Source organism: Texcoconibacillus texcoconensis (assembly GCF_014202575.1).
In the GTDB taxonomy this organism is placed as follows: domain Bacteria; phylum Bacillota; class Bacilli; order Bacillales; family Salisediminibacteriaceae; genus Texcoconibacillus; species Texcoconibacillus texcoconensis.
Map to the genome: position 1 here is coordinate 48,969 of NZ_JACHHB010000012.1, position 15,904 is coordinate 64,872.

The window sequence follows — 15,904 nt, forward strand, 5'->3', positions numbered from 1 at the left end:
AACATCCCTTTTTATTATTTTTAAAAAGTTATAGTTGATTCCGTCATATTCCGATAGAATGTTAGTGAATATGTACTTTGTTTAAGGAGGAGTTACTTTGCGGATAGGTGTACCTAAGGAAAGAAAAAATAATGAAAATCGTGTCGCTTTAACGCCAGCTGGTGTCGTTTCTATCGTACAAGCTGGACACGAAGTTCTGATTGAGCGCTCAGCCGGGATCGAAAGCGGCTTCCTTGATAATGATTACTTAGAAGCTGGAGCTACTATACTCGAGGAAGCTGAAGATGTCTGGACAAAATCAGAAATGATCATGAAAGTAAAAGAACCACTTCCATCAGAATATGATTATTTTCATGAAGGACTTATTTTGTTTACATATCTTCATCTTGCTGCTGAATCAGAACTTGTAAAAGCTTTAACTGAAAAAGGTGTAACAGCTGTTGCTTATGAAACAGTCGAAGTTAATGGAACACTTCCTTTACTGACACCAATGAGTGAAGTAGCTGGACGAATGGCTTCGCAAATTGGTGCACAATTTTTAGAAAAACCTAAAGGTGGAAAAGGTGTTTTATTACCCGGCGTCCCTGGTGTAAAACGTGGTAAAGTCACGATTATCGGTGGTGGGGTTGTTGGGACAAATGCCGCTAAACAAGCTATTGGCCTTGGTGCCGATGTAACAATCATCGACCTTAGCCCTAATCGGTTGCGACAACTCGATGATTTATTTGGTAACGACATCAATACATTAATGAGTAACCCATTGAACATTGCTTCTGCCATTAAAGAATCCGATCTTGTGATTGGTGCTGTCTTGATTCCTGGCGCCAAAGCACCTCAGCTTGTTACGGAAGAAATGGTTAAAGAAATGTCTGAAGGGTCTGTGCTCGTAGATGTTGCTATTGATCAAGGTGGAATTATAGAAACAGTCGATAAAGTCACAACACACGCTGACCCAACTTACGTAAAACACGGGGTCGTTCATTATGCGGTTGCGAATATGCCCGGGGCCGTACCACGTACATCTACAATTGCATTAACGAATGTCACTGTTCCATATGCCCTTCAAATTGCAAATAAAGGAATTTGGAGTGCAACTGTCGAAAACCCGGCCTTGAAATTCGGTGTCAATGTGGCTGGTGGACACGTCACTCATCAAGCGGTCGCAAATGATCTAGGCTATGAATATGCCCCTGTAGAAAAAGTTCTTAATAAACGCTAATTGCCAAACGGTTAGCTCCTCACCCATTTGCGTGAGCGCTAACCGTTTTTTTATACCCTTCACGAAATTTTTCTTTCAATTTTGTCCAATTTTTAAGACCTACTCTATCTTTTTTGTTTTTTCCGAAAACTTTTTCTTTACAAAACATTGGATCAACGTTAGGATAGATAAAGTCTTTCGAAATTTGTCGAACAATTTATTTAGGTAGATAGGGATCTGGAGGTCATCATGTTGGAACAAAAAATAACTAAAAAAGAAACCTTTTTTATAGGATTAATGCTTTTTGCCTTATTTTTCGGGGCAGGTAATTTAATTTTTCCACCATTTCTCGGTCAGGAAGCAGGAACGAACTATTGGACAGCGATCTTTGGGTTTGTCATTACCGGAGTTGGACTGCCTGTACTTGGGATTGTCGCGATTGCACTGAGTGGAAGTAGTATTGAAAGCATTGCTAAAAAAGTAAGTGCCCCTTTCGCGATTACATTTACTTTTGTTTTGTACTTGGCGATTGGTCCATTTTTCGGCATTCCACGTGCGATGAATGTTTCCTATGAAATGAGTGTCATGCCGTTTATTCCAAGCCAAGCACTTGATATATCTTTATTCATTTATTCAGTTGTATTCTTTATCGTTGTTTTTTGGCTCAGTTTAAATCCATCTAAACTGGTAAAACGAATCGGTAATATCATCACACCGATTTTACTTATCGCGATCGTTCTACTTGTCGCAGGAAGCGCATTAACTGGAAATATAACTGGTGGAGAAGCTCCTTCTGATGCGTATTCAGATCATGCACTTATCGGTGGCATATTAGAAGGTTACTTGACGATGGATGCAATAGCAGCTCTTGCCTTCGGTCTTGTGATTGTTTCCACATTACAAGCCCGCGGCATTGAAGACAAAAACTCGATCCTTCGCACAACGGCTATGTCTGGTATCGTGGCTGGAATCGGATTAGCTTTTGTATACGTATCTATTGGTTGGCTCGGAATGCAATTGGGGCCACTTGAAACATTTGCAACTGGAAGCGAGATTCTTTCATTTGCCGCCAATGAAACATATGGGCTTATTGGCATGTTACTGCTCGGAGTGATTGTTACTCTCGCTTGTCTAACGACATGTGTCGGCCTTGTAACGGCATGTGGTCAGTATTTTAAGAAGAACTTTCCAAGCATGCGTTACCAAACACTCGCGTTAATCACGACAATCGTTAGTTTTGCGGTTGCCAATTTAGGACTCAACACGATTATTTCTATTTCCGTACCTGTTCTTGTAGCGATTTATCCAATTGCGATTACGCTCGTCTTTCTAACTCTTACTGAAAGTTTGATCCCACTTCGGAAATCCCACTATAGAGGTGGCGTCATCGGTGCTGCTCTTATCAGTATTTATGATGGCATGCGAGAAATGGGTATAGACATTCAACTTCTCAACGAAATTTATAGTTATTTACCATTATTTGAAGTTGGTCTAGGTTGGATTTGGCTTGCCATCATTGGCGTCATTCTTGGATTTTTGATAGGAAAAGTAAGCCCTGACAAATAAATGTCAGGGCTTTTGCTAACTGTATATTAGCGTTCGGTAACTAATTACCGATTTCTCTGCTTTCATTAAGTAACAACATAACCGAAGTAAAGGACAACGATAAGTGCAATCGCAAATTGAATCCAGTAGAAGCTTTTTAAGTTCCCCGTGAGTGTACCATTTTTACTTCGCGTTGTGATCATTTCCATAACGTAAATTAACCAAACGGCAAGAATCCCTTTTAATATCGTGTTACTGGTCGTATATTGCAAAAGAAGCCACCCACCTGTTGCCAATGTGAGAACGTACATAAGACGCAACGTCATTTGTACGATCTTTGCAGGCTTCTCCTTTTGCTTTTTAATTAAAATGACAGTAACAACAAACAAGATAACTGCTAAAAGCCAGAATAGTGCATGTGAATGTAAGATCGCTGCATAATTCATTAATCTTCCTCCTTTTTCCATTTAGATAAAACGACGATGATTCATATTAGTTTTATTGTAATTTTAGTCGTTATCTTATAATAATAAGTATAACGGTTCACATTTTAATGTGCAAAAGATTTGCTGTTTAAAATCATTTTAAATCGACAATTGCTTTCCTTTTTGGGCTAGTTCAATATTCCCTGCAAAAACCGTAGCCGCTTCAGTTACTAGCTGCTTTTTGTCACCGAAATGAGGAAGGTGCGTTAAAACGAGTGTGTCTGCAAATGCTTGATCAGCGATGGTCGCAGCTTGCGTTGATGTCAAATGTCCGTAACTTGTTGCATCTTGTCCATCATAAAAACTTGATTCTGCGATCAAGATGTCACTATGAGCTGCAAATGTTGATAGTGAAGCGTCAAAACTGGTATCAGCTGTATATGTAAGCACCCTCCTTGTGTCTAACTGCTCAACTCTCATCGCATAACAAGGTGACGGATGGATCGTTTTCTGAAATGTTACTTGGATGTTTCCAAAAAGAAGTTGATCGGTTTCTTGATATGTATGGAATGTGATCCCTTTTCCTTTGAATGGTGTGCGCTTGTCTTCCGATTCTTTTGCTGGGCTATAAACCGGTATGTTTTCGTTTGTATTTCCTAGTCCTATGCTTACAATGCGACTGTATTTTAAAACACCGAGATCTGCGACGTGGTCATGATGGTGATGGGAAAGAAGAACAGCGTCAATGTCTTCTAATGTTGTATATTGTTGCAGTGTGGAAACAGATGCGCTTCCACAGTCTAATAGTAATTTTGTGTTTTCATCTTCAATTAAGTAAGACGATGTTGCTTCTCCTGCTTCTGGGTAGGCGCCCCAATGTCCAATAATCGTCAGTTTCATCTCATACGCTCCTTGTGATTTATTGGTTCCTACAATTCTGTATTCCCGATTTTGCACGCTTACACACCTTTTTTATGGTAATATAGGGGATGTTATGAAACATTTAAAAAGATTCAGAAAGAAGGTGGTGAAAACGAGACAGACGAAGCTGGATCGTTTTTTAAGTATTATTGCTTATGTGTGTACATTCTTCTATTTATTTGAATATATTTTTCCACTTTCATGGCTCGGCTTCGTTTATAGTTTACTTGCTTCAGGATTGTTTATTTATGCACTCTTCCATATTACGATGTTGAATCGGATCGTTGCCTTAACACTGATCATTGTTGGGACAATGATTTTTTACATTGAAGGTGTCGCCTTATATCAAGTTGTACTTGGATTTGGTGAAAATATTAATCTATTAGCTTTATTTTTGTTTATCCCTTTAATTGGTACATTCCTCTCGAGTGCTGGGTATTTGAACGCTTTACAATATGCAATTCAAAAAAGAGCACGTAATGGACAAAATCACCCGTATAAAATGGGATTTTTATTACTGGCAACAACGGGGACGGTTTTAAACTTTGGGGCGATGTCGATCGTCAAACGAATTGCTGATGAAAGCTTCACCTCTTTTCATGAACGAAAGCTCACTTTACATATCATGAGGGCATTTGGATTTTGTATGTTATGGTCTCCTTATTTTGTTAATGTCGGTCTCGTCACGGTGCTGTTTGATGTTTCATGGTTCCAAATAGGCCTTTACGGGTTTATTCTTGCTTTGATCCACGGTACGTTAAGTACGTTGATGCTTTCTCGTATTTCTTTCGACAATGACCCCTTCATTGAAAGGGAAGCGCAAGCTGAAGATGAGGTTGAATCATATTCGTTAAGACCGCTAATTTTATTTACAATGGTTTTATTAACGCTTTCGATCTTGCTTGATTATTGGCTAGAGATGAACATGATCACGATCGTGTCTTTTCTAGCGATTGCTTTGCCACTCTTATGGGCGCTATATTCAAACATTTTAAAACAATATGTTCAGGATGTTTCCTCACATATCCAATCTGCGTTTCCAAAGGTGAAAAATGTGCTAGCCATCTTTATTAGTGCTGGTTATTTCGGGACAGCAATTAATAATACGAACATGGGAGAATGGGTGTCCACCTTTTTAGACCGAGTATCTCTTGGTTCCGTATACTTTCTCACCTTATTGATTATCATTGTCTCGATTTTATTGGCCCAATTAGGCATTCATCCAATTGTCATTGTGATCGGTATCGGAAGTTCACTTTCGCCAGTAACATTAGGTGTCAGTCCAGAGTACTTAGCATTAACGTTATTATTAGCTTGGTCGCTCGCGACGCAAGTTTCCCCTTTCTCAGGTCAAGTGTTGATGGCTTCGAGGTTAATTAACATTTCAACCTTTAAAATCGCTAAACAAAACGCAATGTTCGTTTTGTTGTCGATGATTTTTCTATCTTTAACATTATATAGCTTTTTTGTTCTTGGCTGGATTTAAAAGCGTCGGAGATCGAGGGGAAAGTGCTAAACGCTAAAGAAACGAAAAAAGAGAGTACCCATTATTGAGTACTCTCTTTTTATGACGTTTTACGCTTCTTGTGCAACTGGGTAAACGCTAACGCGCTTACGGTCACGTCCGACGCGTTCGAATTTAACAACACCGTCTGCTTTTGCAAACAATGTGTCATCGCCGCCTTTTCCTACGTTTTCACCTGGGTAGATTTTCGTACCACGTTGGCGAACGAGGATAGAACCGCCTGTAACTTGCTGACCGTCAGCACGTTTTGTACCAAGACGTTTTGAGATCGAGTCACGACCGTTCTTCGTACTACCTACACCTTTTTTCTGAGCGAAAAATTGCAAATCTAGGTTTAGAAGCATGTTGTTCACCTCCTGTTTATCCATGAATGGTTATATATTCACCGTACTGCTCTTCGATGGTTTGTAATGATACAACCATACCTTCCAAGAGCAACTGTACATTCTCGTACGCTTGATTTCCGATTTCATTCGGAACACCGCAGCGGAGAAAACCGCCGTCATTTGCCATTTCAACATCCAATTGAACTTGGCAAACTGCATCAATTGCGTTTACGGCTCCAAATGCAACAGCCGATGCACCTGCACAGACAAGATCTTGACCGTGAGGAGCGAAATCAGCGTGTCCTTCCATCGAAAAAGCATCGATTTTACCGTCTTGATTTCGTTCAATCGATACACGTATCATCGACGAACCTATTAAGCTTTGATTCCTTCAACCGTTACTTTTGTGTATGGTTGACGGTGACCTTGCTTACGACGGTAGTTTTTACGACGCTTCATTTTGAAGATAACTTCCTTTTTACCTTTACCATGCTTTTCTACTTTTGCTGTAACGGATGCTCCGTCAACGTATGGTGCTCCTACTTTTGTAGAATCTCCACCAACTAAAATTACACGGTCGAAAGTAACGGAATCACCTTCTGCTGCGTTAAGCTTTTCAACGTAAAGTTCTTGTCCTTCTTCAACTTTTACTTGCTTTCCACCTGTTTCAATTACTGCGTACACGACACGCACCTCCTTTAATCACTAAGACTCGCCATCACAGGTGCATTATGTAGCAAATACATAAGCTTAAAACCTGATCTGTGCGGTTGTAGTCCTTTGGGTGCACCAAACAACTAACAGACAGTATCATACCACAGCGCTACAACCGTGTCAATGTATCCTCAACTTCCATTGACTAGTTTGTCACGAACGTTCAAGAGTTATATTCTATAAGCAAACGTTGCCAACGAGCCTTTGCATGTTCTTTTTTACCGACAAAACGAACTTCCCCTTTTTCGGTGTTTGTTCGTTTAATAAGGTAAATGGTTTTGCTTATGACCGCTTCAATATCCGTTAATTTTTGGGCATGGTTTTCCAGCCATTTATCAGCAATAAAGGAAGGAACTTCAACAATGAGCGCCTCTGCATCATTGCCTTGAAACTCGTAAAGTAGTCGTTCCAGCTCGTACATTTGGGATGACTTTCCTAAGACACGCCCACTTCCTTGACAAGTGGTACAAGGTTCCGTAAGTAATTCACTCACTTCATGATACGCTTTTTTGCGTGTCATTTCCACAAGTCCAAGCTTTGTGAAACCTTGAATTTTCACACGCATCGGATCATCTCTAAAGCTATGTTCAAGCGCTCTTAACACATCACTCTGGGAACGCTCTTGCTTCATATCGATAAAGTCGATGAGGACAATTCCACCAATGCTCCTTTTTCGTATCTCTGTAGCGATCGTCTTGGCTGCCTGTATATTCATATTTCTCATTGTCTCTTCATGGGTATCTTTACCTACAAACGTGCCGGTATTCACATCAATGACGGTCATTGCTTCCGTTTTTTCAATATCAATGTATCCGCCATTTAGTAATTCTACCCGTGACAATAATGTTTGTTGTAATACTTGTTTTAGTTCATAGTGAGAAAATATATCATCATACCCTTGATAAAGTGACAACTGTGAAGGTGATAAATCATCTGTATAAGAAAGATAATCATTTAATGTATGATAAACTACCCTATCATCCGTTATCACTTCAGTTTCCGAATCGATAAAAGACTGACGGATCAGTCGGTCTATCATTGAAGAACCATGATGAATTTTTGTGGGAGTACGTAATTGTTTTGAATATTCAACAATTCTTTCCCAACGCCTTCTTAAAAATGACCAATCATTTTGTAAATAAGTGGGTGATATTTTCGCTGCTTCCGTTCTTATAATGACACCTTCGTCAAGTTGCCTCTCATTATTTGCAAACTTGCGTAATTCACCTCGCTTTTCATCTTCTATGCGGCGAGATACCGCTACATAATTAGCTTTTGGCAGGTAGACGAGATACTTGCCGGGAAGTTCAATGACTTCGGTCAGCTTTGCACCTTTAGACCCCGTTGGTTCTTTCGTTACTTGAACAAAAACTTCTTGTCCTTCTGTTAAAAACGATTGAATCTTAGCTCTACGTTTCTGGTCAGGGTCTTCTTGACTAATCCATTGCCATGCTAGTAATTCATTTAGTGGGAGATAGGCATTTTTTTGTAAGCCAATATCAACAAATGCTGCTTGCATCCCTGGCAAAATATTTACGACACGCCCTTTATAAATATTACCGACAAGCGGGCTCGTGTCTGGTGAATCTATCATCCACTCTACGACTTGTCCCTCTTCAATTAGCGCTACACGTTTTTCATCTGTATTTGCATTCATAATAATTCGTTTCACGTTTTTTGACCCCTTCATGATCAATTCGCAATCATTATACATGGATTAGGCAAGCAAACACAATGTTCACAGGACGCGAAAAGTTTTAAGGGGGTGGTCAATATTTAAAAACGCTCTTTTCGTTGTTGTCTTTGATGAACTCGGAGAAGCGAAAAGTGGCGACGCCAGGTCGGATCAATGTAGTCACGGTCACTGTTCGTTTTCGGCCGGGGACATTGATTCCGTTATTTGCAAAATTTCGCCCTTTACTGCATCCAAAAATGAGGATTAACGGAACGTATGTCCGCGACCCGCAAGCCGAGAGCCACATCAACCTAAAGCTCAAATCACCAACGCCTTGGGACAGCGTCCGCCTGCAGTAAAAATCACAATCAATGTTCGGGGATGATCTTTACATCATCTATTATGAAATTCATTCATATTTTAGAAAACAGCAAAAACGCTTGCCTAATTGATGGCAAGCGCCTAAGAGAAATCAATATAATATAGCATCCTTATTTCAAATCAAATATAGGTGGGGTAGCCGCTAAATCCCGTAAGGAAACAAACCTCTGTTTTTGGTCAAAATATGCATTTAAAGCGTCTTCTTCACGTACAGTGTGTCCTGCTGACGGTATTTTGAAATCATATCGTGCACAGCGATGTAACATGTTGATCGCTTCTATAACTGTGGTATCCGCAGAAGTTTTCCGCTCTTTTCGAGGTACCATCTCATCATTTCTAGCTATGTCATAACGCTCAAGTAAAAATCTCATATATGTAAATGAACGTTGTTTCCATGCTATATAATGGTGGAATAATAAAAACGCAAGCACAACCCACAAATTCAAATGAAATGGTAATTGCACTAAAGCAATAGCGCCCATTGTCACAAGTAGAATAAACGAAAGAATCAACGATTGTTCATAAGCCATTCGAAAGGGGGCGTAATATGAATATAAGATAAAGAGAATTTTCCCTCCATCTAATGGCCAGATAGGAAGCAAATTAAATAAAAGGACAGTAAGGTTATGAAACATAAAAATTGCATGGTCACCTGTCGTCCACCAATCAAACGGCAATAAAAGGAAAGATAGACCCATCAACCATATGTGCTGGAGAGGACCTGCGATTGTGACGATGAAATCTTCTCGTATAGGCCGATTACCATGTTCATCGACATGGGCAACACCCCCAAATGGCAGCAACTCAATTTTTTGTATCCGCCACCGAAAGTGCATAGCTGCTACAGTGTGACCGAGTTCATGTACAAAAACAATCAAAAACATCATGATAACTTCCTTGAAATAACCTGTTAATGCACCGGCACCAAGCACGAGCCAAAAGCAAGGGTGTATATGAACCAAGCGGAGAAGATTAATCAAATGAAATCACGTCCAATGGGTCAATAAATGTTTCATCTTCTTTTAATGCAAAATAATAAACTTCTCTGTCTCCGTTTGTTTTAGATGTTGTACCTACAATATCGCCTGTTTCAACATGATCATGAACATTTACATCAATATCCCCAAGTGACCCGTACCATGACTCTCCGCCATCATAGTGCTGGACAACAACCGTTTTTCCGATCCCCTCTTCCTCTTCATCTTGCCCGACAAACTGCACGACACCACTTTTTACAGCTTCAACTTGAGAACCTTTAGAAGTCTCTACAAAAATGCCACGTCCATTTTGATCAAAGCTCTCTGAAACTGTCCCACTCGCGGGTACTGCATACGCATAATCAACATTTGGTTCATCGGTTTGGTCTAAGGCAACGTTCGTCGTTGGCGGTACTAGTGCTAGCGGTCTTCCAAACTGGTCTTCATACCAATGAGCAATCGTGTCAAATTCGAACTCTGTTGTCATCGAACGGTAAATAAAGTCACGTGCCGAATCAAAAGTTGGTGAAGGATTTTGAAAAAGAATACCGACGATAAGAAACAAACAAATGCTTCCCATCATTTGCAATAACAAGATATCTTTACGTATCAACGGTTGTTTCGACTCTGTATTGTTCTTTCCTTTGGGTGCCGATGGGGGGATGACAACATCATCATGTTCTCTCGCTTCATCATGCTGCTGATAAATTTGTGGAGCTGAGCGTTGCCTTTGATGTAATGATGTACTCCGTTTTTTTCTTTTCGCATCAAGTTGGCGTCTAATTTTATCAACTTTCTTGGACATAATGTTCCCCTTCCCTCTTCATAGGCTTATCCATTTCCTTACTTCAACCTATGACTTGTCCCGGGAACATATGACTAAAAGAAGAATCGGATGGGCTTTGGGGTTTATGAGTGAAACCTAGGGAGTTATGAACGAAAACAAGTATTTACGAACGAAAATCGTGAGTTTACGAACGAAATCCATGCCTTTACGAGCGAAAATCCACTATTTATGATCAAATAGGGACTAAAATACTATTCCACCAACTCCAACTCCAACTCCAACAAAAAAACCAGCAATGACTTTTCAATCACCGCTGGTTCAATAAGTTCCATCACATTCGTTACGCACGAATGCCAAAAAACTTTTTCACTTTTTTTAATACGCCTTTATCATCGTCAAAATTCATTAACGGAACCGACTCCCCATTAATGCGACGAGCAATGTTACGGTAAGCAATCGAAGCTTTGCTATCAGGGTCCATGGCAATTGGTTGACCATCATTTGCAGCCTTAATGACTGAATCATCATCAACAACTGCCCCTAATAATTCGATTGCGAGTGTTGAGACTACTTCATCGACATCGAGCATATCTCCATTTTGCATCATATGATTACGAATTCGGTTGACAACCAAACGAGGTGGATCCATATCCTCTTGCTCTAACAACCCGACAATTCGGTCCGCATCTCTTACAGCAGACACCTCTGGGGTGGATACGACGATCGATTGATCAGCTCCTGCTACTGCATTTTTAAAACCTTGCTCAATCCCTGCTGGACAATCAATTAATACATAATCATAATCCCGTTTTAATTCCTCGACGATTTCTTCCATATCACTTGGGTCTATCGCAGCTTTGTCTTTCGTCTGAGCTGCCGGCAACAATACTAAACAATCAAAACGCTTGTCGCGAATTAACGCTTGACTCAATTTACACTGTTGCTCGACGACATCGACGAGATCGTAAATAATTCGGTTTTCAAGTCCCATGACGACATCAAGGTTTCTAAGACCTATATCTGTATCAACAAGCGCTACACTTTTTCCTGTCAACGCCAGAGCTGTTCCGATGTTTACCGTTGTCGTCGTCTTTCCGACTCCACCTTTTCCTGATGTAATGACAATCGCCTCTCCCACAGTGCATTCCCCTTTCTCCTCGAGATCGACGCGTTTGTTTCGATCACTTTTCTTCGATCGTATCCGCTCGTTCCCCTCTTTGACCGACGAATGTTCAAACTCTACCTTCGTGGCAAATGTTGACCATTCGTGATTGTATTACATATCAACAGTACGTACATTCCATTCATCATTCAATTCAGGTCGCAACTTTGCAACCCGTTGTAATTGATCTAAGACCATCTCAAACTGACCGTTCACATAAGCACATTCAAGATCTTCAAAACGTTCTTCTTCTACTTTCTCTCCCTTTTCTGGAGCCCGTCTAAGAATATCAGCAATACGCAACTGTGAAGGTTGCATCGTCGCTGCACAAATAATCGAACGGTCATCTCCTGATATCCCAGCTTGAGCAATCCCTCGTAATGCACCTAAAATAAATATGTTCCCAGTTGCTCGGACTGTACCACCTGGATTCACGTCACCTAACAGTAAGAGATCTCCACGAATTTCAATAACTTGTCCAGAACGAACAATCTTCGCTAAACGTGTCACACGACTGTCCTTTCGGCGGTTTTCAGCCTCCTCGACAGTAATGACGTCAGAGCGAATATCATCAATCACAATATTTTTACGTTCACTGATTTGCTCTTTCAAATCAGCAATTTGTTGATCATCTAGGTAACGTTTTCCTAAAAACAGTTTCACATGAACAAGCGGACCATGATCGAGCCGATACTGTTCTTCTGATAGTTTCTCATGGAGCTCCGTTAGCAGTTCATTGTACGAGCATTGATCATCTAAAATGAACGTCAGTCCATCCCGGGTCCCTTTAATCGTTACACGAGGTGGTCTCGTCTCTTTCTCTGTCATGGTTTACTCACCTCTACATGATTGACATATTCCACATCGATATGAAAAACCCTTTTAAAGTCTTTAACTTTCTTGTGGATTCATTCGTTTTCGTATTTCTTCCAATAATTTCCGCCAAGGGTAGCTAATCATTACAGCAAAAACAAAATTTATTCCTATCGTTGGTAACAAGCGCTCATATATAAAGGCTTCATGGCTGAGCATCGCAAGCCCAAGAACATCATTAATCAAATAAACGAAATATTCGATAAATAGAACAGCAATGGTCGCAGCCACGATGTTCAAGGAAACATTTCGGCGTACAATGTATAGTGGCCAGCATAATATGTATGAAATCAAACCGAATGAAAACGTGTATACACCGAGAAAAGGACCATATACAACATCATAGAGAATACCGAAAGCAAGCGCATAAATGACACCTGTTAAACGACCATGAAACAATCCAATATAAATAATCAAGACGAGGACAAAGCGAGGAACCCACTGGAACTCGATCATAAATCGGTCAGCTAAAAAGTACTGAAACCATGTTCCCTCAATAATGAACATAAGAAAAAGAACAATAATGATCAGATAGCGGTTCATTCGTCATCGTCCCCCAAATCTGGATCGATATCTGGTTCAAGCGATTGTGACTCACGCTCAACAACCATCACATAATCAAGGTGATGGAAATTCGCTGCTGGCTCCACGTACGCCGATTGCGTTAATCCAAATTCATCATCTTTAACACCAATAACCTCACCAATTTCCAATCCTCGTGGAAACACACCACCTAATCCTGAAGTCACAACGGTCATTCCCTCTTCCACTTCCATGTCTGTTTCAATTTTTGTGAAGTGGAGATACCCAGTGTCTTCATCTATGCCTTCAATAAAACCATAAACACTATCATCTTCACTGGCCATAGCTGAGATTCGATTTGCTCGATCTTGGTCTGTCAACAGTTGAACCGTCGAGGTAAACTGCGAAACTCTTGCCACTTTTCCTACGAGACCTTCTGATGTTATCACAGACATGTCTTCTTCAATACCATTTTGCGCACCTTTATTAATACCGATAAATTCATTCCAGCGATCCGGAGAGCGATTAATTACAGCTGCTGAACGGTATGAAGCATCGTAAAGACTTTCTGTAATATCTAATGATTCCTTTAATTGATCATTTTGCCTACGTAATTCATCAACTTCAACAGAAACCGTTGCATAATCATCCAATTGGGCTTTTAGTGCTTGATTTTCCTCGTATACATTGCGAATATCCTCAATTGTGTCAAAGAAGCCCGCTACCATATGAGCGGGCTGACTAAACACAGATTGGACCCAGCCGACGGAATCGACGATAAATTGTTCTGGCCACGTCATCGACCGTCGTTCACTCATCGAATAACCGATAAGTCCGACAAGAATAACGATACATACGAGTAGCACAATTAATCGTTTATTAGAAAAAAATGGTGGCATCTTAGACACCTACTTATCCTTTTCGGTTTGAACGTGCAGTGATCCCTGCTTTTGATCGGAATAAATGCAAGTTTTCCAAAGCTCTTCCTGTACCAATGGCTACACAGTCTAGTGGGTTTTCACTGACAAGCACAGGCATATTTGTTTCTTCACTAAGGACATGATCAAGGTTTCTGAGCATTGCTCCCCCACCTGTGAGAACGATGCCTCGATCCATGATATCGGCTGCCAATTCAGGAGGAGATTGTTCTAATGTGTCTTTCACCGCTTCAACAATTTGAGACACTGTGTCTTCTAGTGAAGCTGAAATTTCCCCTGATGTAATGGTTATCGTTTTCGGTAAGCCTGTGACGAGGTCACGTCCACGAATTTCCATGTCTTCTACTCCTTCAGGAGAGCTAGCAGATCCAATTTCAAACTTGATCGCTTCGGCCGTACGTTCACCAATCATCAGGTTATATTTTTTCTTAATGTACTGAACAATAGCGTCATCCATTTCATCACCTGCGACGCGAATGGACTGGCTTGTGACAATACCTCCGAGTGAAATAATCGCAACTTCCGTTGTTCCTCCACCGATGTCGACAATCATACTTCCTGTCGGTTCCCAAACAGGTAAGTCTGCACCGATCGCAGCTGCAAATGGCTCTTCGATCGTATAAGCTTCTCGCGCGCCTGCTTGCTTTGTCGCATCTTCTACCGCACGTTTTTCAACGGCTGTAATGCCAGACGGTACACATACCATCACATTTGGCTTACGTGTCATAACAGAACGGTTTTTTAATGCTTGTTTAATAAAGTACTTCATCATTGTTGCTGTTGTATCAAATTCAGCAATGACACCGTCTTTCATTGGTCTAACAGCAATAATGTTTCCAGGTGTACGACCAATCATATTTTTCGCATCATTACCGACAGCTTCGATTGAATTCGTGTCCGCTCGCGTCGCAACGACAGAAGGTTCGCGTATAATAACACCTTTCCCTTTTACGTAAACGAGTGTATTTGCTGTCCCTAAATCAATACCTAAATCTTTTGAAAAACCACCAAACATCTATGTAATCTCCCTTCGATGCAAACTGATACCATTTATTATACTCAAAAATGTACGTGTTGAGTAGCACTTTCAAAATCGAAGAAAAAAATCCTCAATTTCTCCTAAACCCCTCACTTTACTTTAACATGGAAATTCTGTGTAGGTAAAAGTCGAATCTTTCCATTTTTTAAATGTATCCTTTTTCTTTCAAGGACGTAAAGCATTTGTCACCAATAATAACGTGGTCCAATAATTCAATACCGATCATTTGTCCACATTCGGTGAGACGACGGGTCACATCAATATCTTCACGACTCGGGTCTGGATTTCCGCTCGGGTGATTGTGTAAACAAATCACAGCTGCTGCTGAGTAACGCAAAGCCTGTTTATACACTTCACGAGGATGAACAATCGATGCATTGAGACTCCCGATAAAAATCGTATCCTTATATAAAACTTCATTCTTTGTATTTAGATAAATCGCTACAAAATGTTCTTGCATTAAGTGGCGCATATCATCCATGACGAGTTTGGACACATCTTCAGGCGAACGAATCGCATAGCGTTCTTCAGCTGGAACACTATTCATCCGACGTCCAATTTCCATCGCTGCCTTCATTTGTACAGCTTTTGCATCACCAACACCACGAATTTGTTTCAATTCATGGATTGACGCATCTTTTAAAAAGCGCAAGTTTTTAAAGTGAGAAAGAACTCGCCCTGCAAGCTGAACGACTGATTCTTCTTTCGTTCCTGAACCTAAAAGTAAAGCGAATAACTCTTGATTTGAAAGAGACTGAGCCCCTTCTTGTAACATTCTTTCTCGTGGGCGTTCTGACTTTGGTACATCACGAATCATCATTGGTTTAACCATCTCATGACCTCCATATGAATATTCACCTATATCTAGAACCATCGCTAGTCACGGTGAATGTACA

At 40.5% G+C, this 15,904-nt stretch carries 17 protein-coding genes and 1 other annotated feature; of the genes, 3 read left to right on the forward strand and 14 right to left on the reverse strand.

Annotation, left to right across the window (positions count from 1 at the left end):
* Window positions 1-97: 97 nt before the first annotated feature.
* Both ald and brnQ read left to right on the forward strand, forming a co-directional pair.
* Window positions 98-1,219, forward strand: coding sequence for an alanine dehydrogenase (gene ald, locus HNQ41_RS12650; RefSeq protein ID WP_184664797.1), 1,122 nt, complete (start codon window positions 98-100; stop codon window positions 1,217-1,219).
* A gap of 231 nt (window positions 1,220-1,450) precedes the next feature.
* On the forward strand, window positions 1,451-2,764 hold the full coding sequence (gene brnQ / locus HNQ41_RS12655; protein WP_246421676.1) for a branched-chain amino acid transport system II carrier protein: 1,314 nt from the start codon (window positions 1,451-1,453) through the stop codon (window positions 2,762-2,764).
* A gap of 65 nt (window positions 2,765-2,829) precedes the next feature.
* Here brnQ and HNQ41_RS12660 read toward each other — a convergent pair whose 3' ends face one another.
* Together HNQ41_RS12660 and HNQ41_RS12665 are read right to left on the reverse strand one after the other, a co-directional pair.
* A complete protein-coding gene (locus HNQ41_RS12660; protein WP_246421678.1) occupies window positions 2,830-3,189 on the reverse strand; it encodes a YisL family protein in 360 nt (119 codons plus the stop codon).
* 138 nt (window positions 3,190-3,327) lie between these two features.
* Window positions 3,328-4,068, reverse strand: a complete 741-nt coding sequence (locus tag HNQ41_RS12665; RefSeq protein WP_184664799.1) for an MBL fold metallo-hydrolase — start codon at window positions 4,066-4,068, stop codon at window positions 3,328-3,330.
* 94 nt (window positions 4,069-4,162) lie between these two features.
* Between HNQ41_RS12665 and HNQ41_RS12670 the strand changes: the two genes are divergently transcribed.
* The gene (locus tag HNQ41_RS12670) at window positions 4,163-5,575 is read left to right on the forward strand and encodes a TRAP transporter large permease subunit (RefSeq protein WP_184664800.1); all 1,413 of its coding nucleotides are present in this window, start codon (window positions 4,163-4,165) and stop codon (window positions 5,573-5,575) included.
* Window positions 5,576-5,664: 89 nt separating this feature from the next.
* On the opposite strand, the gene rpmA is transcribed toward HNQ41_RS12670, so the two are convergent.
* The 12 genes from rpmA to radC all read right to left on the reverse strand — a co-directional run bounded on the left by rpmA (window position 5,665) and on the right by radC (window position 15,828).
* Complete coding sequence (gene rpmA / locus HNQ41_RS12675; protein WP_184664801.1) at window positions 5,665-5,958, reverse strand: 50S ribosomal protein L27; 294 nt, start codon at window positions 5,956-5,958, stop codon at window positions 5,665-5,667.
* 16 nt (window positions 5,959-5,974) lie between these two features.
* The gene (locus HNQ41_RS12680) at window positions 5,975-6,304 is read right to left on the reverse strand and encodes a ribosomal-processing cysteine protease Prp (protein ID WP_184664802.1); all 330 of its coding nucleotides are present in this window, start codon (window positions 6,302-6,304) and stop codon (window positions 5,975-5,977) included.
* Window positions 6,305-6,315: 11 nt separating this feature from the next.
* A complete protein-coding gene (rplU, locus tag HNQ41_RS12685) occupies window positions 6,316-6,624 on the reverse strand; it encodes a 50S ribosomal protein L21 (RefSeq protein WP_184664803.1) in 309 nt (102 codons plus the stop codon).
* Between the two features lie 14 nt (window positions 6,625-6,638).
* Window positions 6,639-6,722 (reverse strand) — a sequence feature (ribosomal protein L21 leader region).
* 95 nt (window positions 6,723-6,817) lie between these two features.
* A complete protein-coding gene (locus tag HNQ41_RS12690; protein WP_184664804.1) occupies window positions 6,818-8,326 on the reverse strand; it encodes an Rne/Rng family ribonuclease in 1,509 nt (502 codons plus the stop codon).
* A 494-nt stretch (window positions 8,327-8,820) separates the two neighbouring features.
* Complete coding sequence (locus HNQ41_RS12695) at window positions 8,821-9,594, reverse strand: M50 family metallopeptidase (RefSeq protein ID WP_184664805.1); 774 nt, start codon at window positions 9,592-9,594, stop codon at window positions 8,821-8,823.
* An 88-nt stretch (window positions 9,595-9,682) separates the two neighbouring features.
* The gene (locus HNQ41_RS12700; RefSeq protein WP_184664806.1) at window positions 9,683-10,492 is read right to left on the reverse strand and encodes a M23 family metallopeptidase; all 810 of its coding nucleotides are present in this window, start codon (window positions 10,490-10,492) and stop codon (window positions 9,683-9,685) included.
* Window positions 10,493-10,814: 322 nt separating this feature from the next.
* Window positions 10,815-11,612, reverse strand: a complete 798-nt coding sequence (gene minD, locus HNQ41_RS12705) for a septum site-determining protein MinD (RefSeq protein WP_184664807.1) — start codon at window positions 11,610-11,612, stop codon at window positions 10,815-10,817.
* Between the two features lie 138 nt (window positions 11,613-11,750).
* Window positions 11,751-12,464 carry a septum site-determining protein MinC gene (minC, locus tag HNQ41_RS12710; protein ID WP_184664808.1) on the reverse strand — a complete coding sequence of 238 codons (714 nt, stop codon included), beginning with the start codon at window positions 12,462-12,464 and terminating at the stop codon, window positions 11,751-11,753.
* 63 nt (window positions 12,465-12,527) lie between these two features.
* Window positions 12,528-13,052 (reverse strand): rod shape-determining protein MreD, encoded by a 525-nt coding sequence (gene mreD, locus HNQ41_RS12715; protein WP_184664809.1) that lies wholly within the window; start codon window positions 13,050-13,052, stop codon window positions 12,528-12,530.
* Window positions 13,049-13,930 carry a rod shape-determining protein MreC gene (mreC, locus tag HNQ41_RS12720; protein ID WP_184664810.1) on the reverse strand — a complete coding sequence of 294 codons (882 nt, stop codon included), beginning with the start codon at window positions 13,928-13,930 and terminating at the stop codon, window positions 13,049-13,051. Before mreC ends, mreD begins: the two co-directional genes overlap by 4 nt.
* Before the next feature lie 13 nt (window positions 13,931-13,943).
* Window positions 13,944-14,984, reverse strand: coding sequence for a rod shape-determining protein (locus tag HNQ41_RS12725; protein ID WP_184664811.1), 1,041 nt, complete (start codon window positions 14,982-14,984; stop codon window positions 13,944-13,946).
* A gap of 169 nt (window positions 14,985-15,153) precedes the next feature.
* Entirely contained in the window at window positions 15,154-15,828 is a 675-nt protein-coding gene (radC, locus tag HNQ41_RS12730; RefSeq protein ID WP_184664853.1) for a RadC family protein, read from the reverse strand.
* Window positions 15,829-15,904: the final 76 nt, after the last annotated feature.